The organism is Bauldia sp. (assembly GCA_037200845.1).
Lineage (GTDB): Bacteria > Pseudomonadota > Alphaproteobacteria > Rhizobiales > Kaistiaceae > DASZQY01.
Window position 1 is genome coordinate 2,915,777 of record JBBCGQ010000001.1, and the last position, 20,846, is coordinate 2,936,622.

Below are 20,846 nucleotides of genomic sequence, written 5' to 3' on the forward strand. Positions count from 1 at the left end.
CAGCAGACAGGAGCCATGCCGAACGCCGCAGGGCCGCACAAGATCGGTCGCACGCTGGTTTCGCTGCGCGGCATCTCCAAGCGATTCTCCAACGGCACGCTGGCGCTGCAGAACATGTCGCTCGACATCGCCGAGGGGCAGTTCGTCTCCCTGCTCGGTCCGTCCGGTTGTGGTAAATCCACCGTGCTTCGCATCATCGCCGGCCTCGGCGACACGTCCTCGGGCGCGATCGAATGGCCGACCGCGTCCTCCTACGATGTCAGCGGCAAACCGGAGCGCGAGATCGGCTTCGTCTTCCAGGAGCCGACGCTGATGCCCTGGGCGACGGTCGCAGCCAACGTGTGGCTTCCGCTTCGCCTGCATGGACAATCGAGGAAAGCCTCGCGCGACCGCGTCATGGAAGCGCTGCAGATGGTCGGCCTCGAGAAATTCGCCGACTCCTACCCGCGCGAGCTTTCCGGCGGCATGAAGATGCGGGTCTCGATCGCGCGGGCGCTCATCACGCGGCCGAAGCTGCTGCTTATGGACGAACCCTTCGCCGCGCTGGATGAGATCACCCGCTTCAAGCTCAACAACGATCTTCTGCGGCTCTGGGAGACGTTCGGCTGGACCGTGATTTTCGTTACGCACTCGGTCTTCGAGTCGGTCTACCTCTCCAACCGCATTGTCGTGATGGCGCCGCGGCCCGGCCGCGTGTTCGAGGATCTTGCCATCGATGCGCCCTACCCGCGCGACGACGCGTTCCGCACGTCCGCCGTCTACAACGAGTATTGCCGCCGCACCTCGGAGGCGCTCCATGCCGCCATCGCCGCGGGAGGCGAAGCATGAGCGTCAGCGAGACCGCGGCGCGCCCCGCCGTAGCCACCCCGGATGGCGACGAGACGCCAGTGCTGGCCGCTCGCGCCAGCCGCGGCGAGCAGATTGCGCGCATCGCCGTCCCGCTGGCGATGCTGGCCGCGGTGCTGGTCGCATGGCACCTCTACGTCACGCTCGCCAACGTTCCCCACTACGTGCTGCCGAGTCCGGTGCTGGTCGTCCAGTCGCTGATCACCGACTGGCCGATCCTCCTCAAGTCGCTGATTATCACGTTAAAGACGACGCTATCGGCGCTGGCACTTGCTCTGGTCGGCGGCGTGCTGCTCGCGGTCGCCATGGCGCAATCGCGTCTGGTCGCACTCGCGATCTATCCCTATGCGGTGATCCTGCAAGTGACCCCGATCGTCGCCATCGCGCCGCTCATCATCATCTATGCGCCCTCGACCATGGTGGCGTTGCTGATCGTCGCCTTCATCGTGTCGTTCTTCCCGATTCTGTCGAACACGACACAGGGCATCCGCTCGACTGACCACAATCTGCTCAACCTGTTCGAACTCTACGGCGCCTCAAGCTGGCAGACGCTGATCCACCTGAAGCTGCCGAATGCGCTGCCCTACTTCCTCACGGGGCTGAAGATTGCCGGCGGCCTGTCGCTCATCGGTGCCGTCGTGGCCGAGTTCACCGCCGGCTCGGCGGGCGCCAATTCCGGCCTCGCCTTCCGCCTGCTCGAGTCGCAGTTCCGGCTCAACATTCCGCGCCTCTACGCCGCACTGCTACTGCTGTCGTTCACCGGCGTTCTCATCTTCGCGGCCACCAGCCTGATTTCCTGGCTGCTTCTGCGGAAGTGGCACGAGAGCGCCGTCCGCCGGGAGAATTGAGGTGGCGAAAGGATTTGCCGCCGTCCCCCGCGCCCCGCGTTTCGTCCTCGCCGACGCGACGCTGCCCGCCGTGCTGGTCGACGGCTTCGCGGCCAAGGCCGACGGCGACGGACTGATCCGCGCCGACATCATCGTGAAAGACGGCAAGATCGAGCGCATCGACGCGCCCGGCCGCCGCACGACCCTGCCGAAATTCGACATGGACCGCGGCATGGTGTGGCCGTGCTTCGTCGACATGCACACCCACCTCGACAAGGGTCACATCTGGCCGCGCGAGGAAAATCCGGACGGCAGCTTCGCCGGCGCCCTCGCCGCCGTCGATGCCGACCGCCGCAAGTACTGGAAGGCGAAGGACGTCGCCGCCCGCATGGATTTCGCCATCCGCGCCGCCTGCGCGCACGGCACGCGCCTGATCCGCACGCATCTCGATTCCGCCGCGCCGCAGCACCGCATCTCGTGGCCGGTGTTTGCCGAGATGCGCGACAAGTGGCGCGGCAAGGTCGACCTGCAGGCGGTGTCGATCGTCGGCATCGACGCCTTCCGCGACGAGAAGTACGCCGACGAACTGGCCGACCTGATCGCCGACACCGGCGGGACGCTGGGCGCCGTCACCTATCCCATGCCCGACCTCGAGCGGCTGCTAGAGGGTGTGATGCTGCGCGCCGCCAATCGCAACCTCGACCTCGATTTCCACGTCGATGAGACCGGCGACCCGGCGGTCAACACGCTGCGCGTCATCGCCGAGACCGCGCTCCGCACCGATTTCGGCGGCCAGATCGTCGCCGGCCACTGCTGCTCGCTGGCGACGCAGGACCCGGCCGAGGCCGACGCGACCATGGACAAGGTCGCCGAGGCCGGGATCGCGGTCGTCTCGCTGCCGATGTGCAACATGTACCTGCAGGGCCGCGACGGCGAGCGCGACACGCCGCACTGGCGCGGCGTCACGCTCGTCCACGAGCTGGCCGAGCGCGGCGTAAAGGTGTCCGTCGCCTCCGACAACACCCGCGATCCGTTCTATGCCTACGGCGACCTCGACGTGGTCGAAGTCTTCCGCGAGGCGGTGCGCATTCTCCATCTCGACCATCCCTTCGGCGATTGGCCGGCGGCGGTGACGCGCACGCCCGCCCTGGTCGTGCGGCGACCCGATCTCGGCGTCATCGCGGCAGGCGGCGCGGCCGATCTCGTGCTGTTCCGCGCGAGGTCGTTCACCGAACTTCTGTCGCGCCCGCAGGGCGACCGCACGGTGCTGCGCGCCGGCAAGGCGATCGACACGACGCTGCCGGATTATCGCGAGCTGGATGGCGTGGTGGGGTTCGGATGATGAAGCCCGCTCCGCTGTCGTCCCCGCGCAGGCGGGGACCCAGTAGCCACGGGACCGACGGCGTGTACTGGATCCCCGCCTTCGCGGGGATGACATCGAGGGCGGGTTTGACGACGGTGGATAGGCGAGCACGCGCATGACGACCTACGACATCGCCGGCCTGAAGGCGGCGCTGGCCGGCCTCAAGATCGAGGAGAACCCGGCGATCGTGAAGCAGAAGTCGCGCGACTTCTTCTGGTACTCGCCGGTGCTGAAGCGGCAGCTCGATCACGTCACCGGCGACATCGTCGTCTCGCCGAAGGACGAGGCGGAGGTCATCCGCATCCTCAAGGAGTGCTACGCCCGCGCCATCCCGGTGACGCCGCGCGGCTCGGGCACCGGCAACTACGGCCAGGCGATGCCGCTGTCCGGCGGCGTCATCTTGAGCCTCGCCGACATGAACAAGGTGAAGTCGATCAGCCGCGGCCGCGTCGTCGCCGAGGCCGGCGCCATCCTCGCCGAGATCGACCGCCAGACGCGCGCCCATTCGCAGCAGGAGCTGCGACTGCATCCTTCGACGTATAACACCGCTTCCATAGCCGGCTTCGTTGCCGGCGGTTCCGGCGGCGTCGGGTCGATCAACTGGGGCGGCCTGCGCGACGCCGGCAACGTCCTGTCGCTCCGCGTCGTGACGATGGAAGCCGAGCCGCGCGTCATGATCGTCAAGGGCCGCGACCTCGCCAAGGTGATGCACGCCTACGGCACCAACGGCATCATCACCGAGGTCGAGATGCCGCTCGAGGCCGCCTACGACTGGGTCGACGTCGTCGTCGGCTTCGACGACTACGGCAAGGCGGTGCGCTTCGCCAATCTTTTGGCAAACCAGGACGGCCTGCTGTTCAAGGAAGTCGCCACCGTCGCGGCGCCGGTGCCCTACGACTATTTCCTGCGCCACCAGAAGTTCCTGAAGCGCGAGCAATCCGTCGCGCTGCTGATGGTCGCGCCGCACGCGATGGATCCGTTCCTGGCGCTCGCCGACCGCGAGAAGGCGGAGATCCTCCATCGCTCCGATACGGCGAGCGAGGCCGAGAAGAAGGGCCTGCCGCCGGTCTACGAATTGACGTGGAACCACACGACGCTGCGGGGCTTGCGCGTCGATCCGACCATCACCTACCTGCAGGTGCTCTACCCCTTCCCCGACACCGTCGCCCATGTCGCCAGGATGACCGCGCTGCTCGGCGACGAGGTGCCCGGCCATCTCGAATTCATCCGCTTCGACGGCAACGTCGCCGCCACCGGCCTGCCGATCGTCCGCTTCACCAGCGAAGCAAGGCTCGACGAGATCATTCGCCTGCACGAGCAGAACGGCTGCCCGATCTTCAACCCGCACCGCTACACGCTGGAGGAAGGCGGCATGAAACGCACCGACGCCGTGCAACTCGCCTTCAAGAAGGAAGCCGACCCCAAGGGCCTGCTCAACCCCGGCAAGATGATCGCGTGGGAGAATCCGGATTTCGATTTGAACTCCGACAAGGTCTATCTCTTCCCCGGCATGCAGGCGGCCGAATAGATGCGCGTGATGGTGATCTACTGCCATCCGGTCGAGACGAGCTACAACGCCGCGCTCCACCGCGCCGCCGTCGATGCGCTGAAGGCGTCGGGCTACGAGGTCGACGACTGCGATCTCTACGCCGAAGGCTTCAACCCGGTGATGTCGCGGCAGGAGCGCATCGACTATCACGACGAAGCGATCAATACGAAGCCGGTGCAGCAATACGTCGACCGCCTGCGCGCCGCCGAGGCGTTGGTGCTCTCCTGCCCGGTGTGGAACTACGGCTACCCGGCGATGCTGAAGGGATTCTCCGACCGCGTCTTCCTGCCCGGCGTCTCGTTCAAGCTGGAGAACGGCAAGGTCGGCCCGAATCTTTGGCACCTGCGCAAGATCGCCGCGATCCACACCTACGGCGGCACGTGGTTCCGCACCTTCCTGATGGGCGACGCGCCGCGCAAGCAATTCACGCGCACGCTGCGCGCCCTCGCCCACCCGCTCGCCAAGCGGAAGTTTCTCGCCCTCTACGACATGAACCGGAATGGTGAGCCGGCGCTGAAGGCGTTTTTGGCGAAGGTGTCGCAGGAGATGCGTGGGTTCTGAGTTTGGGTTGGCACACCCCTCCCCAAAACCGCGAAGTGCGGTTTTGGCCCTCCCGCAAGGGGTGGGCTCAAGTGGAGTCTGGGTCGGGCAGCAAGGCGAACCCTCCCCTCGCGGGAGGGTCAAACGGCCGAAGGCCGTTTGGGGAGGGGTGTCTCTCCTCCCCCCACGCCAGCGAACCGGTTGTCATACAGCCGACATCGACCCCCCTTAGCCTGCTCACTAACATGGGCTTCGATCATCGCCGCACGGTTACCCATCGACTGTCCCAGGCGGCGCACGCCTATCGGGTGCGCGCCGGCGGCCAGCTTTCGCGGATCGGCCTTCATTCCGGACAGGAAAGCCTGCTGAAGTCGCTGTCGGCCGAGGACGGCATGTCGATGAGCGACATCGCCGCGGCCTTGGGCGTCCAGCCCCCGACTATCACCAAAATGATCAGCCGGCTTGCCGCGCAGGATTACGTCGAGCGCCGCGCCTCCTCCGGCGACGGTCGCCAGGCCGAGGTGTTCCTGACCGAGCGCGGCCGCCGCGCCATCGCCACCATCGACAAGGTGTGGAAGCGGATCGAGAAGACGGCCCTCGCCGACATCGAGGACAAGGACCGCAAGCGCCTGCGCAAGCTGCTGCGCCAGGTCGAGCGCAACCTGGGCGGCAAGCGCGCCGGGCGCATCCCCGAGGACGACGAGATCGACGTCGAGGACGACGCCGTCTAAGCCGATTTGCCGAACGTCGGCGTGGCGGACTAGCATCGCGCCCACCTCCGCCGTCCGCCCGAGCCTCCCATGCCAACTCAGTTCGATTTCACCGACCGCGTCGCCGTCGTCACCGGCGGCGGCCAGGGTATCGGGCGCGCCGTGACCGAGCGGCTCATCGCCGGCGGCGCCACGGTGGCGATCTGGGACTGGGACAAGACGACCGCCGAGGCGACGGCGGCCGAACTCGCCGCGAAGGGCGAGGTCGCCGCCTTTCAGGTCGACGTCGGCGACGAGGCCGCGGTCGACGCCGCCCGCGACGCGACGCTCCGTGCGTTCGGCAAGGTCGATATCCTCGTCAACAATGCCGGCATCAACGGGGTCAACGCTACGCTGGTAAACTACCCGATCGACTCGTGGGACGCCGTGATCCGCGTCAACCTCCGCGGCACATTCCTCTGCTGCCGCGCGCTCGTGCCCGGCATGGTGGAACGCAACTACGGCCGCATCGCCAACGTCGCCTCGATCGCCGGCAAGGAGGGCAACCCCAACGCCTCGGCTTATTCGGCGTCGAAGGCCGGCATCATCGCGCTCACCAAGTCGCTCGGCAAGGAACTGGCCGGCAGCGACATATCGGTCAACGCCATCACCCCGGTGACCGCGATGACCAAGATGGTCGCCGAGCAGGTGAGCGGGGAACATCTCGCCTACATGCTGTCCAAAATTCCGCGCGGCCGGACGGTCAAGGTGGAAGAGATCGCCGACATGGTCGCTTTCATGGTATCGGCGGAGTGCTCCTTTACCACCGGCGCCACCTTCGACATCTCCGGCGGCCGCGCCACCTACTGAGCCGCCTCGCCGACATGCCGCATGCCCCGCTTACCGAGCATGAATCCGCCGAGCGGCTGGTCGGCATCGGCCTGTTCTGCATCGCGGTCACGACCTTCACGCTGCTCGATACGTCGGCGAAGTTTGCCGCCCTCCACGGCGTGCCGACGCTGGAGATCGCGTGGTTCCGCTACGCGCTGTCCGTCGTCCTGTCGATCGCGTTGCTGCAGCCGTGGAAGCACCCGGCCGACTACGTTTCGCGCCGCCCCGTCGTGCAGGGACTGCGGGCGGTGTTCCTGCTGGGCTCGACGGTGCTGAACTTCATCGCGCTGCAGTACCTGCCGCTCACCCAGACGGTTTCGATCACCTTCGCCTCGCCGCTCATCGTCACCGCCCTCGCCGGGCCGATACTCGGCGAGTGGGCGGGCGTGCATCGCTGGGCGGCGATCGTCGTCGGCTTCATCGGCGTCGTCATCGTCGTCCACCCGGAGGCCGGCGCCTTCCAGCCGGCGGTCCTCTATTCCGTCGCCGCCGCCTTCTGCTACGCCGGCTACGGCCTGACGACGCGCCTGCTCAGCGCCACCGAATCGGCGGCCGGCATGCTGGTCTACGGCTCGCTCCTCTCCGCCGTCGCGCTGACCCCGACGCTGCCGACGGTGTGGGTGCTGCCGGGCGACTGGCGCGTGCTCGGCGCCCTCGTCATGACCGGCGTCGCCAGCGCCGTCGGGCACTGGTTCCTCATCCTCGCCAACCGCCGGGCCCCCGCCACGGTGCTGGCGCCATTCTCGTATGTGCAGCTTCTGTCGATGGCGGTCGCCGGCTACCTGGTATTCGACACCGTCCCCGACCTCTCGACGCTCGCCGGCGCCCTCGTCATCATCGCCAGCGGGCTTTACATCGTCTATCGCGAGCGTGTGCACCGCGACCGCTGAAGGAGCTTCTGAACGTGGACAAGATCGAGATTCTGTACGCTGGCACCATCCCGCCCACCACCGAGCGGAAACTAAGCGAGCGCTTCGCCGTCCGGCGGGCGAACGAGGACATCGCCGCGGTCCGCGGCATCGCCGGCGGCGGCCGCTTCACCGTCGACCGCGCGCTGATCGCGAAGCTGCCCAAGCTCGAGATCGTCGCCAACTTCGGCGTCGGCTACGACGGCGTCGACACCGCCGCCGCGGCCGACCGCGGCATCGTCGTCACCAACACGCCAAACGTGCTGACCGAGGAAGTCGCCGATACCGCGCTCGGCCTGCTGCTCATGACGGTGCGCGAATTTTCCGCCGCCGAACGCTACCTCCGCGCCGGCAAGTGGACCGAGAAGCCCTACCCGCTGACCAAGGCGACCATGCGCAACCGCACCGTCGGCATCCTCGGCCTCGGGCGCATCGGCCTCGCCATCGCCCGGCGGCTGGACGCCATGGCTGTGCCGGTCGTCTACCACTCGCGCACGAAACGCGACGACGTCGCCTACCGCCACTACGCCGACCTGATCGCCATGGCCAGGGACGTCGATACTCTCGTCATGGTGCTGCCCGGCACGGCGGCAACCCGCAACATCGTCAACGCCGACGTGCTGAAGGCGCTGGGGCCGGACGGCATCCTGGTCAACATCGGCCGCGGCATGTCGGTCGATGAGCCGGCGCTGATCGCCGCACTCAAGGACGGCACCATCCGCGCCGCCGGCCTCGACGTCTTCGCCGACGAGCCGCGCGTGCCGGCCGAGCTGATGGCGCTGCCCAACGCGGTGCTGCTGCCCCACGTTGGCTCCGCCTCCGTGCACACGCGCGACGGCATGGGCCAGCTGGTACTCGACAACCTGACGAGCTGGTTCGACCAGGGCCGGCCGCTGACGCCGGTGCCGGAGACGCCGTGGCCGCGCAGGAAATAACGGGGGCCGCCAGTGGACGTTAGCCTCGTTGTCAGCGTCGCCTCCTTCGCGGTCGTCGTCATCGTCGCGGCGGTGTTCGTCTTCGCGCTCCGCGGCCAGGGCGGACCGGCGCGACAGACGGACGGAGGCATCCGCGTGCCGCTCAGGGCCGCCTATGGGTCGCGCAAGGGCTTCGGCCTCTTGGGCAGCCACAACAACTTCAATCCGCTGCTGCTGCTCTACGACGACCGCATCGAATATCGCGTGCTGAAGCGCACGTCAGTGGCCTACTCAGGCATCGCGGGCGTCGACGCCGTGACCGGATGGGGACGGGCCGCGGTGGTCCTGTCGTTCACCGACTCGAACTTCCGCTTTGTCGGCAATACCGGCGGCAGGGCGGCGCTCGCCGAGGTCTTGCGGCTGCTGCGCGACAAGGGAAGTCCGCTGACCGATGCGGCGCGGGTGATCGCGGAGGCACCTGCCGGCTAGGCCACCCACGTCCCGCCGCGTTCGTCGGCGATGTGGATGCGGATGATTTCCTCGAAGTTCGCCTCGGCGCGGAAGCCCAGCGCCAGCGCGCGCTCCGGCGCGAAATTGCGCGGCCAGCCGTCGACGATCTTCATGATCGTGGCGTCGGGCTCGCGGCGAATGCGCGCCGCGACCTTGTCGCCGGCGACCTTGCGGAGCGCCGCGATCTGCTCGCCGACCGTCGCCGAGACGCCCGGCATCGAAAGATTGCGCCGCGCCCCCAGCTTGGCGCCGTCGAGGCCGGCGGCGTGCAGCAGGAAGCCGACAGCGGAGCGCGGGCTGGCGTGCCAGTGGCGCACGGTCTCCGGCACCGGCAGCACGGCCTCCAGCCCCGCCAGCGGCTCGCGGATGATGCCGGAGAAGAAGCCGGACGCCGCCTTGTTGGGCTTGCCGGGCCTGACGCAGATCGTCGGCAGGCGGATGCCGATGCCGTCCATGAAGCCGCGGCGGGTATAGTCCGAGAGCAGCAGCTCGCCGATCGCCTTCTGCGTGCCGTACGAGGTGAGCGGCGTCTCGAAAAAATCGTCGGCGATGGCGTCCGGAAACGGCGCCCCGAACACCGCGATCGACGAGGTGAATACGACGCGCGGCACGTAGCCGCCGACCTTGCGGATGGCGTCGAACAGGTAGCGCGCGCCGTCGAGGTTGACGCGGTAGCCCTTGTCGAAATCGGCCTCCGCCTCGCCCGACACGATCGCCGCGAGATGGAAGATGACGTCCGGCCGCGGCGCGATCACCACGTCGGCGTTGCCCGGCACCGTCAGGTCGATGGCGCGGCGCTCGATCGCAAACGGCACGCCGTCCGGCGCGGTCGGCGGCACGACGTCGACGATGTCGAGGGCCTCGATCGGCTTGCCGGCCAACGTGCCATCGGCGATCAGGCGAGCGGTCAGCTTCGCGCCGATCATGCCGGCGGCGCCGATGACCAGGACGCGCGTCAAAGCGCGAAGCCGCCGTCGGCGAGATAGAGCTGGCCGGTGCAATAGGCGGCTTCGTCGGAGGCGAGGAAGACCGCCAGCGCCGCGATCTCCTCGGCGGTGCCGAGGCGACCCATCGGCTGGCGGTCGATGAACGCCTGGCGGATCTCGCTCTCCGGCTTGCCGGTCGCCTTGGCCTGCTCGGCGATGCGCCCGTCCAGCGACGGCGACTGCACCGTGCCCGGGCAGATCGCGTTGCAGCGGATGCCCTGGCGGATGAAATCGGCGGCGACGGATTTCGTCAGGCCGATGATCGCCGCCTTCGACGCGCCGTAGACGTAGCGGTTGGGGATGCCGCGCACCGACGAGGCGCCCGACGAGATGTTGACGATCGACCCGGCGCCCTTCTTCAGCATCGCGGGCAGGAACGCGCCGATCGCGCGGTGCATCGCCTTGACGTTGATATCGAAGGAGAAGTCCCAGTCCTCGTCGCTCGTGGTGAGTGCGGTGCCGTGATGCACGAAGCCTGCGCAGTTGAAGAGAATATCGACCGTGCCGACCTTGTCGGCGAGCGCCCGCACCGCCTTGGTGTCGCGCACGTCGAGCGAATAGGTCTCGGCGACGCCGTGGTCCTTGAGATCGGCAAGCAGCGGCAGCTTGAGATCGGTGGCGATGACCTCGGCGCCCTCTGCGGCAAACATCAGCGCCGTCGCGCGGCCGATGCCGGCGCCCGCCGCCGTTAGAAATGCACGCTTGCCCTTCAGTCGGTTCATGGTGTCGCTCTCTTCTTCATCAGGTCCGCGAGGCTGACGCGCTGCTGGCCGTCGGCGTCGAAATTTTCAGGGTTGAGCCAGGTCTCGAAGGCGGCGCGGATCGCCGGCCAGTCTTCGTCGATCATCGCGTACCAGGCGGTGTCGCGATTGGCGCCCTTGACGATCATGTGTTGGCGAAAGATGCCCTCGAAGGTGAAGCCGAAGCGCTCGGCGGCGCGGCGCGACGGCGCGTTGAGCGCATTGCACTTCCACTCGTAGCGGCGGTAGGCGAGCGTATCGAGCGCGTAGCGCGCCAGCAGATACTGCGCCTCGGTCGCCGCCGGCGTGCGCTGCAAAGCCGGCGAATAAAGCACGTTGCCGACCTCGATGACGCGCATCGCCGGACGGATTTCCATGAGCGCGAACTGGCCGACCGGCGCGCCCGTCGCCCTGTCGACGACGGCGTAGAAATACGGGTCGAGCGACACGGCGCGCTCGTCGAGCCAATCTTCGAAGGTCGCGCGATCCTTGAACGGGCCGTACGGCAGATAGGCCCAGACGCGATCGTCGTCCTTCAGCACGCGCCACAACCCCTCGGCGTGGCGCTTCGGGTCGAGCTTCTCGACCTGAGCGTAGCGGCCGGTGAGCGTCACCGGCCCCGGACGATCGGACGGCGTCGTGTCGACGGCGGGGCCAAGCGGCTGCGGCATCATTTTGCCCTCCGGCCGGCATTGGCGGCGAACAGGTCGTTGAGCGCACGGCCCGGCGCGGCATTCTTCAGGCCGGCGAAGCTGCCCTTCTCCGCGATTTCGGCCGCGGCTGCTTGGAAGCCGCCCCACGCCGCCCGCGCCAGCGCGCCGCCGGTGCTGATGCGGCGGACACCCAGCGCGGCAAGATCGGCGACGGTGAGTTCGCTGGGGCCGCCGACCAGCACGTTGAACGGCTTCGGCGCCACCGCCTCGACCAGTGCGCGGATATCGTCGCGCGTCGCGGCGCCCGGCGCGTAAAGGCAATCGGCGCCCGCCGCGGCGAATGCCTTGAGGCGGCGGATCGCCTCCTTCAGCGGCTCGGCGTGATCGGAGAAGAAAACCTCGGAGCGGGCGACGAGCAGCGTGTCGCCGCCGGTGGCGTCGATCGCCGCGCGTGCCGCCGCGATGCGCGCCACCGCGAGATCGAAATCCAGCACCGGCACGTCGGCCGTGGCATCCTCGATCGACAGGCCGGCGACGCCGGTGGCGACGCAGCGGATGACGTTGATGCCGAGCTGCTCCGGCTCGACCGCGAAGCCGGCGAGGTAGTCGGCGTTGACCGGCACGTCGCTCGCCGCCGCGATGGTACGGATGTGCTCGAGCATCGCGTCGATCGGCACGGCGCCGTCGGCGTAGCCGAGGCTCCAGCCGGCGCCGCTCGAGGTCGTCGCCAGCGCCTTGAAGCCGAGGCTCTGCAGATAGCGCGCCGAGCCGACGTCCCACGGGTTGGGCATGACGAAGCAGCCGCTCTCGTGGAGCGCGCGGAACGTGCGGCGTTTTTCGGCGACGGTCGGCAAGGGGTGGGCGCTTCCGGAAGGTTTTATTTTGGGCGGTTTTATGCGCCTATTGTTCCTGCGAAATCAAACTGGAATGCAATCTAGGGAATCGCCCGTGTTCCACACCATCGCCGGCTTCGACCGGATCGGCGAGGAGAATGCGTTCGCCGTTCTGGCGCGCGCCACCGAGCTTGCCGCCGAGGGGCGCGACATCATCAATCTCGGCATCGGCCAGCCCGATTTCCGCACGCCTGAGCACATCGTCGAGGCGGCGGTGAAGGCGCTGCGCGACGGCCACCACGGCTACACGCCGGCGACCGGCATCAAGGTGCTGCGCGAGGCCGTCGTCGCCGACATCCACCGCCGCGTCGGCGTGACGGTGTCGCCCGACCAGGTCGCCATCGTGCCGGGCGGCAAGGTGACGATGTTCGCCGCGATCCTGATGTTCGGCGAGCCCGGCGCCGATATTCTTTATCCCGACCCCGGCTTCCCGATCTATCGCTCGATGATCGAGTACACCGGCGCCCGGCCGATTCCGATTCCCATCCGCGAGGCGAACGGCTTCGCCTTCTCGGCCGAGGAGACGCTGGCGCTGATCACGCCGCAAACCCGGCTCATCATTTTGAACTCGCCGGCAAACCCGACCGGCGGCGTCACGCCGAAGGCCGAGATCGACGCGCTGGTCGCAGGCCTCGCCCGCTTCCCCGACGTCGCGATCCTCTCCGACGAGATCTACGGCCAGATGACGTACGACGGCCTGCCGCACGTCTCGCTCATGTCGTACCCGGAGATCCGCGACCGCGTCATCCTGCTCGACGGCTGGTCGAAGACCTACGCCATGACCGGCTGGCGCATGGGCTATTCGGTGTGGCCGGAGCCGCTGATGGCCCACATCCGCAAGCTGGCGGTGAACGCGTGGAGCTGCGTCAACGCGCCGGCGCAGCACGCCGGGCTCGCGGCGCTCACCGGGCCGCAGGATTCAGTGAACGCGATGGTGGCGGAGTTCGACAAGCGGCGGAAGATCGTGGTCGAGGAGGTCAACCGCCTGCCCGGCTTCTCGTGCATCATGCCGAAGGGCGCGTTCTACGCCTTCCCCAACATCGGCAAGACCGGCTTCAAGGCGAAGGCGCTGGCCTCCCAGTTGCTCGAGCAGGCCGGTGTCGCCACCATCGGCGGTCCCGACTTCGGCATTCTCGGCGAGGGATATCTGCGGCTGTCGTATGCCAACTCGGCGGAGAACATCCGGCGGGCGGTGGCGCGCATCGGCGAGTTTCTGGCGACGCGGAATTCGTAGCTCCACTGTCGTCCCCGCGAAGGCGGGGACCCGGTAAACGCCGCCGCCAGTTGCCGACACGCACCGCCGGTGTCTACCGGATCCCCGCCTTCGCGGGGATGACAATTGTGGGGTGGCACCAGCGTCGCCTCCCTCCCCGTCCAGCGAAGCACGATCATCGGTTGGCGTTTACGAACGCCACGATATCCGCAATCTCCGGCGGCTTCCGGTAGAGCAGCACCCGCGCCAGCGCCGTCATCGTGCCGAGATGCCCGACGCCGGGATAAACCTTGACCGTGACCCGCCCGCCCCTGGCGGTAATCGCCGCCGCCAGCCGGGTCGTGTTGCCGGGATCGACCGTGGTATCCGCATCGCCGGTGACCAGCAGCATCGGCGGCTCGCTGCCATCGACGAAATTGATCGGCTGGCTCTGGTCGCGCGTCGCCTCCGGGAAGACGCGCTTGTAGCGCTCCTCCGTCAGCGGCAGGAAATCGTAAGGTCCCGACAGCCCGATGGTGCCGGCGATGCGCATGCCCTTCCCGGCCAGATACCGCTCATCGAGATTGAGCAGCGCCACGATGTGGCCGCCGGCCGAATGGCCGATCAGAAACAGCGGCCGGCCCGGCAGGTTCGCCGCGACCCACGCGACCGCGGCGGCGCCGTCATCGACGAAGGCGGGGAACGTCACCTGCGGGCTCATGCGGTAGTTGGGCACGACCACGACGTAGCCTGCGCTCCGCAGCGCATCGGCGACGAAGCCGTACTCGTCCTTGTCGCCGATCTCCCACGAGCCGCCGTGGAAGAAGACCACCACCGGCGCATCGGCCGCGACGTCGTCGGGCGTGTAGACGTCGAGCGTCTGCTGCGGCAGCGGACCGAAGGCGACGTTGGCGCGGAGCGCCATGCCGCGATGGCCGGTGACGGCGGAGAGGACACGGAGCGGCCACAACGCGGTGACTGCGCCGGCAACGACGAGCAACAGCAGCAGAAACAGGAGGATGGATCGCAAGCCGGAAGTATCCTTGTCCCCGCCCGCCGGATCACCTTAGCAACTTCCGCCAAGTGATTCTCGCGACTCGCGATCTCCTTGCGCCGCTCTCACCGTACATGGTGAAGACTTCGCGCCAAGCGACTCACTCGACTCATCTTTCGCGGCTGGCCGAACGGCGCGGCAAAAGCGAGTCCGAATCTTCGCTGCCTCCCCAATATCCCCACTCATCCCAGCCGCGCCCCTTCGCGCTTTCGCCCAGGGCGGCGTTCGCGCACAGTCTGATCACCGCAAGGAACTGGCCGAGTTCGGAAGGGCAAACCGAACGTCCGAGACTGGTTCTTACGCGGACCGCGCCGGTGGTCGGGTGCAAGCCCGAGGAACCGGATGCCCCGCGGCGCCGCCTGGAAAGTTCACGCGAAGCTGCCGCGAGGCGGTATCGCGGGTTCGCAAAGGGTGGTCCGGGCCGGTCGCAAGGCCGTACTCGGGTGATTGCGCTAAGGTTCCCGGGCAACCGGGATGCGGAGCGACATCACGCATCGGCTCGCGGTCGACGGCGCTTGTGCTTCTGAGGCCAACTTTGGAGCACGTGCAATCGACGGCCAAGCGAACTGATCAGGGAGGCGTCGTGTGGGGCAACCCAAGCGACGCCTTTCTGATTCATGGGGCATGGTGGCGTAGTGCGTGAAGCGTCCTGACCTGATCGCTTTTCGTCATGTCCAATAAACAGAAACGCCGCCGGCAATTGCTGCCGGCGGCGTCGCTTTATTTTTGGACCCGCGCCGGAGCGCGGGAAGACCGGAGCTAGATGAGCTCGAGCTTGACGGCCTTCGGGCCCTTGCCCATGCGGTCCGGCTCAACCTCGAAGGAGACCTGCTGGCCATCGGTGAGATGGCTGATGCCGGCCTGCTCGAGCGCGCTCACGTGGACGAACACGTCCTTGGAGCCGCCCTGCGGGGTGATGAAGCCGAAGCCTTTGGACGAATTGAAGAACTTCACGGTGCCAGTTTGGCGAGCCATAGTATGGGATTCCTTCTCCCGTTAGTGTGACGCGGGTGTTTCTTTACAACCCGCGTTCCGCGGCATCTTTCTTTCGGGGAAAGGAACCAAGCGTCTTATCTTGACGGTCCGGTTTTACACAGAACCAGCGAGGAATTCGCCCTCGCGCCGTTTTCCAGTCTCCGGGATGTAGTGCCCGAACGGCCGTCATATGGCTGTTTTACGCAAGAATTGCAAGGCAATTCCCAGTATTTCACGTCATGGTGAGACGAGCGTCACAGCCTCGCGTGCCAGCTTTGTGACAGCCGCCCAGTCCCCTTTTGCCACCGCCGCGGCGGGGGCCACCCATGAGCCGCCGACGCAGATAACATTCGGCAACCCAAGGTATGTGGGTGCGTTGACGAGGCTCACACCACCGGTGGGGCAGAAGCGGATAGCCGGCAGCGGTGCCGACAGCGCCTTCAGGTAGGCTGCACCCCCCGCTTGCTCGGCCGGAAAAAATTTCAACGTGCGGTAGCCGGCGTCGAACAGCGCCATCGCCTCCCCGGCCGTGGCGACGCCCGGCAGATACGGCACGGCCGAGTCCGCGGCGGCCGCGAGCAGCGCCGGGGTGGCGCCGGGGCTGACCACGAACTTGACCCCGAGCTTGGCCACGGTCGCGTATTGCCCGGCATCGACCACCGTGCCGGCGCCGACGTTGGCGCCCGGCACCTCGCCGATGATGGCGCGGATCGAGTCGAGCGCGGCGGCGGTGCGCAGCGTTATCTCCAGCGCGGTGAGCCCGCCCTCGACCAGCGCGCGGGCGAGCGGCACCGCGGTGTCACGATCCTCGATGGTGATCACCGGCACCACGGGCGCGGCGGTGAGTATCGCCGTCAGGCGGCGGTTGCGATCGTCAATCATGTCGGCCATGGGCGGTGTTGTAGCGGAGCCCAAGCCGGCGACAAGGTCTTTTCGGGAAGCGGTGCACAGCCGCTCGCCTTGTCGGGGAGCGCAATTTTCCCTATAGCTTCGCCTGGAAATCAACGTGCCGAACGGGGGCAAATCCGTGCAGACGAATTCCCATGGCGCCGCGCTGGCGCCCTCGCTTCTCTCCTCGCGCGGCAGCCGCACCCTGCAGGAAGTGGCGCTGGTCCTCGCCGGCACGCTCGTCCTCTACCTCTCGGCCAAGATCTCGGTGCCGTTCTATCCTGTGCCGATGACGCTGCAGACGCTGGCAGTGATGGCGATCGCCGCCGCTTACGGCCTGCGCCTTGGCACGCTCACCGTGCTGGCATATCTGGGCGAAGGCCTCGCCGGCCTGCCGGTCTTCACCGCGACGCCGCCCGCCGTCGCCGGGCCGCTGTATTTCCTCGGCGCCACCGGCGGCTTCCTCGCCGGCTTCGTGCTGCTCGCCCTCATCGTCGGCTACGCCGCCGACCGCGGCTGGGACAGGTCGCCCTTCCGCCTGTTCGGCGCGATGATCGTCGCCGACGCCGTGGTGTTTGCGTTGGGCGTCACCTGGCTCGCCGCCTTCGCACATCTCGGCAGCAAGACCGGCATCGGCTTCTCCGCCGCCTGGGCCAACGGCGCCGCGCCGTTCCTGTTGGGCGACCTGCTGAAGATTGCACTCGCCGCCGCGCTGGTGCCGGCGGTGTGGGGATTGGTCGGGAAGCGGTAGCCGGTTTCAGCGGATCAGGACGTCGTACTCACTGTGCGTCCCGATCCAGAACCACAACAATCCGCCGTCAATCTCGACGGCCAGCGCCCGATAGCGCAGTCCGACGCGTGCTGACCGATACTTGCCGACGCGTTTCAAATGGAGCGAGGGATGATCGGGATCGTCCTTCAGGCGCTCGAATGTCTTGTCGGCCAGTTCGCGCGCCGGGAGAGGCAATGCATCGTACGCCTTCCAGAAGGCGCGGCTGGCGACGTGCCTCATAAATCGCGCGTGCGGCCGGTTTTGAAATCTGCAAGGGCAGCCTCGGCGAGCTGATCGAGTTTGCCGTCGGCGGCATCGCGCGCAATCCGGGCGTCAAAGCGCTCCGCGTCGAACGCCTCATACCAAGCGCGAAACTCGGCGAGCTCCGTCGGAGCCAGCGCCGAGATCGCCTTCTCGATTTCCTGAACCTTCGTCATGGGACGATCATACCTCCGACGACGCGACGCGGCTACCGCGCCACCCTCACCCCAAGCGTGATCGCCTCATCGCCGAGCTTCGCCTCCGACACCGTTCCCGCCGGCGCCCCGGACTGCGTCAGCGACACGGCCAGTGTCTCGCGCTGGATCGTATCGGCGAAAGCTTCGAGCGCGATCGCGCCCACCGGCCCGGCCTTCGTTTCGATCGCGATGCGATCCGAAACATTGAACCCGGCGTCCTTGCGGGCGACCTGCACCAGGCGGATGAAGTCGCGGGCAAGGCCCTCGCGTTCGAGCTCCGGCGTGACGTGGGTGTCGAGCACCACGACGCCGGCGTTGCCGTCGAAGCTGGTCGCGTCGAGTCCCTGCCGCGCCTGGAAGCGCACCTCGTATTCGCCAGCCTCGATGCGGTGGTTCACCACCTCGACCGCGCCATTGTCGATCCGCCGCCAGTTGCCGCCCTTCGCCGCCGCGAGGATGTCCTTCATCGCGCCGCCGACCCGCTTGCCGACGATGCGCGGGTTGACCACCAGCACCTCGGCACCGAACTGCGACGGGTTGTCGGTGAGCACGACCTCCTTGACGTTCGCCTCCTCGGCGATGACCTCGCGGAGCGGCCTGAGGATCGCGTGGTCGGGATGCGCCACCGTCACCTTGGCGAGCGGCAGGCGGTTGCGCAGATTCTTGGCCGTGCGGATCGAGGCCGCCGCCGAGGCGACGTCGCGCGCCATGTCCATGCGCACGACCAGCGCCTCATCGACCGCGAACTTGGACGCATCCGGCCAGTCCTGCAGGTGCACGCTCTCGCCGTTGACCAGCGCGCGGTGGATCACCTCGGTGACGTATGGCAGGAACGGCGCCATCGTCCGCGTCAGCGTGACCAGCACGGTGTAGAGCGTGTCGTAGGCAGAGGTCTTGTCGGCGTCCTTCTCGCTCTTCCAGAAGCGCTCGCGTGAGCGGCGGATGTACCAGTTGTTGAGCGCCTCGATGAACGGCGGAAGCTGATCGCACGCCGCCGCGAGGTCGAGCCGGTCCATGTCGTCCTGCACGCCCCGCACCAGCTCGGCCGTCTTGCCGAGGATGTAGCGATCGAGTTCCGCGTCCGCGGTCGTGATCAGCTTGCCGCGGATGCCGTCGATGTTGGCGTAGAGCGTGAAGAACGAATACGCGTTCCACAGCGGCAGCAGCACCGCGCGCGTCGCCTCGCCGATCGCCTTGCCGTCCTTGGGCATGGCGAGATCGCCGCCCGACATCAGCGGCGACGACATCATGTACCAGCGCAGCGCGTCGGCGCCGTACTCGTTGAAGACCGCGACCGGGTCCGGATAATTCTTCAGCCGCTTCGATAATTTCTGCTTGTTCTCGTCGAGCACGATGCCGTGGCAGATGGCGCGGCGGAACGGGGCGCGGTCGAACAGCGCCGTCGACATCACCATCAGCGTGTAGAACCAGCCGCGCGTCTGCCCGACGTATTCGACGATGAAGTCGCCGGGGAAATGGTTGTCGAACCAGTCCTTGTTTTCGAACGGGTAGTGCACCTGGCAGAACGGCATCGAGCCTGACTCGAACCAGCAGTCGAGCACGTCCGGCACGCGCCGCATCATCGACTTGCCGGTGGGATCGTCCGGGTTAGGACGCACCAGATCGTCGACATACGGGCGATGGAGGTCCTTCGGCCGCACGCCGAAATCGCGCTCGAGTTCATCGAGCGAGCCGTAGCAATCCATGCGCGGATAGGCCGGGTCGTCCGACTTCCACACCGGGATCGGCGCGCCCCAGTAGCGGTTGCGGCCGACGTTCCAGTCGCGCGCGTTGGCGAGCCAGTTGCCGAAGACGCCGTCCTTGATGTGGCCGGGCGTCCAGTCGATGCCCTGATTGAGCTCCACCATGCGGTCGCGGAACTTGGTCACCGCGATGTACCAGGACGGCATCGCCTTGTAGATCAGCGGCTGATCGGTGCGCCAGCAGTGCGGGTAGTTGTGGTCGTAGGTCTCGTGGCGGATGACGACGCCGGGCTCCGCCTTGAGGTCGTGGATCACGTCCTTGTTGGCGACGAAGACGTTCTTGCCCTGGTAGGGCGGCGCCGCGTCGGTGAAGTTGCCCTCGAGGTCGACCGGATCGACCAGCGGCAGCTTCTCCTTCTGCGCTACGGCCAGGTCGTCCTCACCGAAAGCCGGCGCCATGTGGACGACGCCGGTGCCCTCGCCGAGCTCGATGAAGTCGGCGGGCACGACGCGGAATGCACCTTCCTTCTTCTTGTCGGCGAAGAACGGGAACAGCGGCGCGTAGGTCTTGCCGACGAGGTCGGCGCCCTTGAGCGTGCCGACGTGCGTGTAGCCCTCGAGCTCCGGCGCGTAATGCTCGCGCGAGGAATCGGCAAGGATCAGCTTCGCTCCGCCCTTCTCCATCACGGCGTAGTCGGCGTCGGGCTTGACCGCGAGGCCCATGTTGGAGGGCAGCGTCCACGGCGTCGTCGTCCACGCGACCAGCCGCGTGTTCGGCTCGCCGTCGAGCTTGAAGCCGACGGTAAGCGCCGGGTCCTGGCGCATGCGGTAGGAATCGTCGAGCCGCGTCTCCGACTGCGACAGCGGCGTCTGCGCCGCCCACGAGTACGGCACGACGCGGAAGCCTTCGTAGACCAGCCCTTTGTCCCAGAGCTGTTTGAAGGCCCACATGGTCGACTCCATGTAGTTCAGGTCCATCGTCCGGTAGTCGTTGTCGAAGTCGACCCAGCGCGCCGAGCGGTTGACGTAGAATTCCCAGTCGTTGCGGAATTGCATGACCGACGAGCGGCAATGCTCGTTGAAGCGCGCGACGCCATACTTGAGGATGTCGCGGCGCCCGGAGAGTTTGAGCTCGGCTTCCGAGTGCAGCTCGGCCGGCAGGCCGTGGCAGTCCCAGCCGAAGCGCCGCTCGACCGTGTTGCCGCGCATCGTCTGGTAGCGCGGCACCAGATCCTTCACGAAGCCGGTGACGATGTGCCCGTAGTGCGGCAGGCCGTTCGCGAACGGAGGGCCGTCATAGAAGACGTACTCGGGCGCCTTCTGTTCTCTCCGTCGGTCGATCGAGCGCTGGAACGTCTTCTCCTCGCCCCACAGCTTGAGGATCCCCTCCTCCAGCTTCGGGAAGCTTGGGGACGGCTCGGCGGGCGGATAAACGGTCGGCTTCACGGGCTGATTCATGGGAGTCCGGCGGCATCAGGTCGGGGTTGGGCGGGAT

At 67.3% G+C, this 20,846-nt stretch carries 22 protein-coding genes; 12 read left to right on the plus strand and 10 right to left on the minus strand.

Annotated elements, in window-relative coordinates:
- Positions 1–15: 15 nt before the first annotated feature.
- The 10 genes from WDM94_14580 (at position 16) to WDM94_14625 (ending at position 9,016) form a co-directional block, all read left to right on the plus strand.
- Complete coding sequence (locus WDM94_14580; GenBank protein ID MEJ0013809.1) at positions 16–828, plus strand: ABC transporter ATP-binding protein; 813 nt, start codon at positions 16–18, stop codon at positions 826–828.
- Positions 825–1,694 carry an ABC transporter permease gene (locus WDM94_14585; GenBank protein ID MEJ0013810.1) on the plus strand — a complete coding sequence of 290 codons (870 nt, stop codon included), beginning with the start codon at positions 825–827 and terminating at the stop codon, positions 1,692–1,694. The genes WDM94_14580 and WDM94_14585 overlap by 4 nt, the downstream gene beginning before the upstream one ends.
- Position 1,695: 1 nt before the next feature.
- Positions 1,696–3,015: a cytosine deaminase gene (locus tag WDM94_14590; GenBank protein ID MEJ0013811.1), complete on the plus strand. Its 1,320-nt coding sequence runs from the start codon at positions 1,696–1,698 to the stop codon at positions 3,013–3,015.
- A gap of 136 nt (positions 3,016–3,151) precedes the next feature.
- The gene (locus WDM94_14595) at positions 3,152–4,564 is read left to right on the plus strand and encodes an FAD-binding oxidoreductase (GenBank protein MEJ0013812.1); all 1,413 of its coding nucleotides are present in this window, start codon (positions 3,152–3,154) and stop codon (positions 4,562–4,564) included.
- Entirely contained in the window at positions 4,565–5,146 is a 582-nt protein-coding gene (locus WDM94_14600; GenBank protein MEJ0013813.1) for an NAD(P)H-dependent oxidoreductase, read from the plus strand.
- Between the two features lie 224 nt (positions 5,147–5,370).
- Positions 5,371–5,856 (plus strand): MarR family winged helix-turn-helix transcriptional regulator, encoded by a 486-nt coding sequence (locus tag WDM94_14605; protein ID MEJ0013814.1) that lies wholly within the window; start codon positions 5,371–5,373, stop codon positions 5,854–5,856.
- Positions 5,857–5,925: 69 nt separating this feature from the next.
- Positions 5,926–6,684 carry an SDR family NAD(P)-dependent oxidoreductase gene (locus tag WDM94_14610; protein ID MEJ0013815.1) on the plus strand — a complete coding sequence of 253 codons (759 nt, stop codon included), beginning with the start codon at positions 5,926–5,928 and terminating at the stop codon, positions 6,682–6,684.
- A gap of 14 nt (positions 6,685–6,698) precedes the next feature.
- Positions 6,699–7,595 (plus strand): DMT family transporter, encoded by an 897-nt coding sequence (locus tag WDM94_14615; protein ID MEJ0013816.1) that lies wholly within the window; start codon positions 6,699–6,701, stop codon positions 7,593–7,595.
- Positions 7,596–7,609: 14 nt separating this feature from the next.
- The gene (locus tag WDM94_14620) at positions 7,610–8,548 is read left to right on the plus strand and encodes a 2-hydroxyacid dehydrogenase (protein MEJ0013817.1); all 939 of its coding nucleotides are present in this window, start codon (positions 7,610–7,612) and stop codon (positions 8,546–8,548) included.
- A gap of 12 nt (positions 8,549–8,560) precedes the next feature.
- Positions 8,561–9,016, plus strand: coding sequence for a hypothetical protein (locus WDM94_14625; GenBank protein MEJ0013818.1), 456 nt, complete (start codon positions 8,561–8,563; stop codon positions 9,014–9,016).
- Here the strand turns inward: WDM94_14625 and denD are convergent.
- From denD to WDM94_14645, 4 genes are read right to left on the minus strand one after another with little or no spacing between them, the layout of a single operon-like run.
- Positions 9,013–9,996: a D-erythronate dehydrogenase gene (gene denD / locus WDM94_14630; GenBank protein ID MEJ0013819.1), complete on the minus strand. Its 984-nt coding sequence runs from the start codon at positions 9,994–9,996 to the stop codon at positions 9,013–9,015. The two genes, WDM94_14625 and denD, sit on opposite strands and share 4 nt — an antisense overlap.
- Positions 9,993–10,745, minus strand: a complete 753-nt coding sequence (locus WDM94_14635; GenBank protein ID MEJ0013820.1) for an SDR family oxidoreductase — start codon at positions 10,743–10,745, stop codon at positions 9,993–9,995. Before WDM94_14635 ends, denD begins: the two co-directional genes overlap by 4 nt.
- A complete protein-coding gene (locus WDM94_14640) occupies positions 10,742–11,437 on the minus strand; it encodes a GNAT family protein (protein MEJ0013821.1) in 696 nt (231 codons plus the stop codon). The genes WDM94_14635 and WDM94_14640 overlap by 4 nt, the downstream gene beginning before the upstream one ends.
- Positions 11,434–12,270, minus strand: coding sequence for an isocitrate lyase/phosphoenolpyruvate mutase family protein (locus WDM94_14645; GenBank protein MEJ0013822.1), 837 nt, complete (start codon positions 12,268–12,270; stop codon positions 11,434–11,436). Before WDM94_14645 ends, WDM94_14640 begins: the two co-directional genes overlap by 4 nt.
- A gap of 73 nt (positions 12,271–12,343) precedes the next feature.
- On the opposite strand from WDM94_14645, the gene WDM94_14650 reads away from it, so the two are divergent.
- On the plus strand, positions 12,344–13,543 hold the full coding sequence (locus tag WDM94_14650; protein ID MEJ0013823.1) for a pyridoxal phosphate-dependent aminotransferase: 1,200 nt from the start codon (positions 12,344–12,346) through the stop codon (positions 13,541–13,543).
- A 154-nt stretch (positions 13,544–13,697) separates the two neighbouring features.
- Here WDM94_14650 and WDM94_14655 read toward each other — a convergent pair whose 3' ends face one another.
- The 3 genes from WDM94_14655 to eda form a co-directional block, all read right to left on the minus strand.
- Positions 13,698–14,531, minus strand: a complete 834-nt coding sequence (locus tag WDM94_14655) for an alpha/beta hydrolase (protein MEJ0013824.1) — start codon at positions 14,529–14,531, stop codon at positions 13,698–13,700.
- Positions 14,532–15,314: 783 nt separating this feature from the next.
- Positions 15,315–15,530, minus strand: a complete 216-nt coding sequence (locus WDM94_14660; protein ID MEJ0013825.1) for a cold-shock protein — start codon at positions 15,528–15,530, stop codon at positions 15,315–15,317.
- 237 nt (positions 15,531–15,767) lie between these two features.
- Complete coding sequence (gene eda / locus WDM94_14665) at positions 15,768–16,409, minus strand: bifunctional 4-hydroxy-2-oxoglutarate aldolase/2-dehydro-3-deoxy-phosphogluconate aldolase (GenBank protein ID MEJ0013826.1); 642 nt, start codon at positions 16,407–16,409, stop codon at positions 15,768–15,770.
- Positions 16,410–16,557: 148 nt separating this feature from the next.
- Here eda and WDM94_14670 point away from each other — a divergent pair, with 148 nt between their 5' ends.
- Positions 16,558–17,169 (plus strand): biotin transporter BioY, encoded by a 612-nt coding sequence (locus WDM94_14670; GenBank protein MEJ0013827.1) that lies wholly within the window; start codon positions 16,558–16,560, stop codon positions 17,167–17,169.
- Between the two features lie 6 nt (positions 17,170–17,175).
- On the opposite strand, the gene WDM94_14675 is transcribed toward WDM94_14670, so the two are convergent.
- Genes WDM94_14675 through ileS form a run of 3 tightly spaced genes read right to left on the minus strand, consistent with a single transcriptional unit; the run spans position 17,176 to position 20,797 of the window.
- Positions 17,176–17,430: a hypothetical protein gene (locus WDM94_14675; protein ID MEJ0013828.1), complete on the minus strand. Its 255-nt coding sequence runs from the start codon at positions 17,428–17,430 to the stop codon at positions 17,176–17,178.
- A complete protein-coding gene (locus WDM94_14680) occupies positions 17,427–17,627 on the minus strand; it encodes a hypothetical protein (protein MEJ0013829.1) in 201 nt (66 codons plus the stop codon). Before WDM94_14680 ends, WDM94_14675 begins: the two co-directional genes overlap by 4 nt.
- A gap of 32 nt (positions 17,628–17,659) precedes the next feature.
- Positions 17,660–20,797: an isoleucine--tRNA ligase gene (ileS, locus tag WDM94_14685; protein MEJ0013830.1), complete on the minus strand. Its 3,138-nt coding sequence runs from the start codon at positions 20,795–20,797 to the stop codon at positions 17,660–17,662.
- Positions 20,798–20,846 lie beyond the last annotated feature (49 nt).

Excerpts from the sequence above, each read along its gene's own strand:
- WDM94_14605 (MEJ0013814.1), top strand. The coding sequence starts at position 5,371 with ATGGGCTTCGATCATCGCCGCACGGTTACCCATCGACTGTCCCAGGCG.
- WDM94_14675 (MEJ0013828.1), bottom strand. The coding sequence starts at position 17,430 with ATGAGGCACGTCGCCAGCCGCGCCTTCTGGAAGGCGTACGATGCATTG.
- WDM94_14615 (MEJ0013816.1), top strand. The coding sequence starts at position 6,699 with ATGCCGCATGCCCCGCTTACCGAGCATGAATCCGCCGAGCGGCTGGTC.
- WDM94_14635 (MEJ0013820.1), bottom strand. The coding sequence starts at position 10,745 with ATGAACCGACTGAAGGGCAAGCGTGCATTTCTAACGGCGGCGGGCGCC.
- WDM94_14610 (MEJ0013815.1), top strand. The coding sequence starts at position 5,926 with ATGCCAACTCAGTTCGATTTCACCGACCGCGTCGCCGTCGTCACCGGC.
- WDM94_14585 (MEJ0013810.1), top strand. The coding sequence starts at position 825 with ATGAGCGTCAGCGAGACCGCGGCGCGCCCCGCCGTAGCCACCCCGGAT.
- WDM94_14680 (MEJ0013829.1), bottom strand. The coding sequence starts at position 17,627 with ATGACGAAGGTTCAGGAAATCGAGAAGGCGATCTCGGCGCTGGCTCCG.
- WDM94_14660 (MEJ0013825.1), bottom strand. The coding sequence starts at position 15,530 with ATGGCTCGCCAAACTGGCACCGTGAAGTTCTTCAATTCGTCCAAAGGC.
- WDM94_14640 (MEJ0013821.1), bottom strand. The coding sequence starts at position 11,437 with ATGATGCCGCAGCCGCTTGGCCCCGCCGTCGACACGACGCCGTCCGAT.
- WDM94_14650 (MEJ0013823.1), top strand. The coding sequence starts at position 12,344 with ATGCAATCTAGGGAATCGCCCGTGTTCCACACCATCGCCGGCTTCGAC.
- WDM94_14580 (MEJ0013809.1), top strand. The coding sequence starts at position 16 with ATGCCGAACGCCGCAGGGCCGCACAAGATCGGTCGCACGCTGGTTTCG.
- WDM94_14600 (MEJ0013813.1), top strand. The coding sequence starts at position 4,565 with ATGCGCGTGATGGTGATCTACTGCCATCCGGTCGAGACGAGCTACAAC.
- WDM94_14595 (MEJ0013812.1), top strand. The coding sequence starts at position 3,152 with ATGACGACCTACGACATCGCCGGCCTGAAGGCGGCGCTGGCCGGCCTC.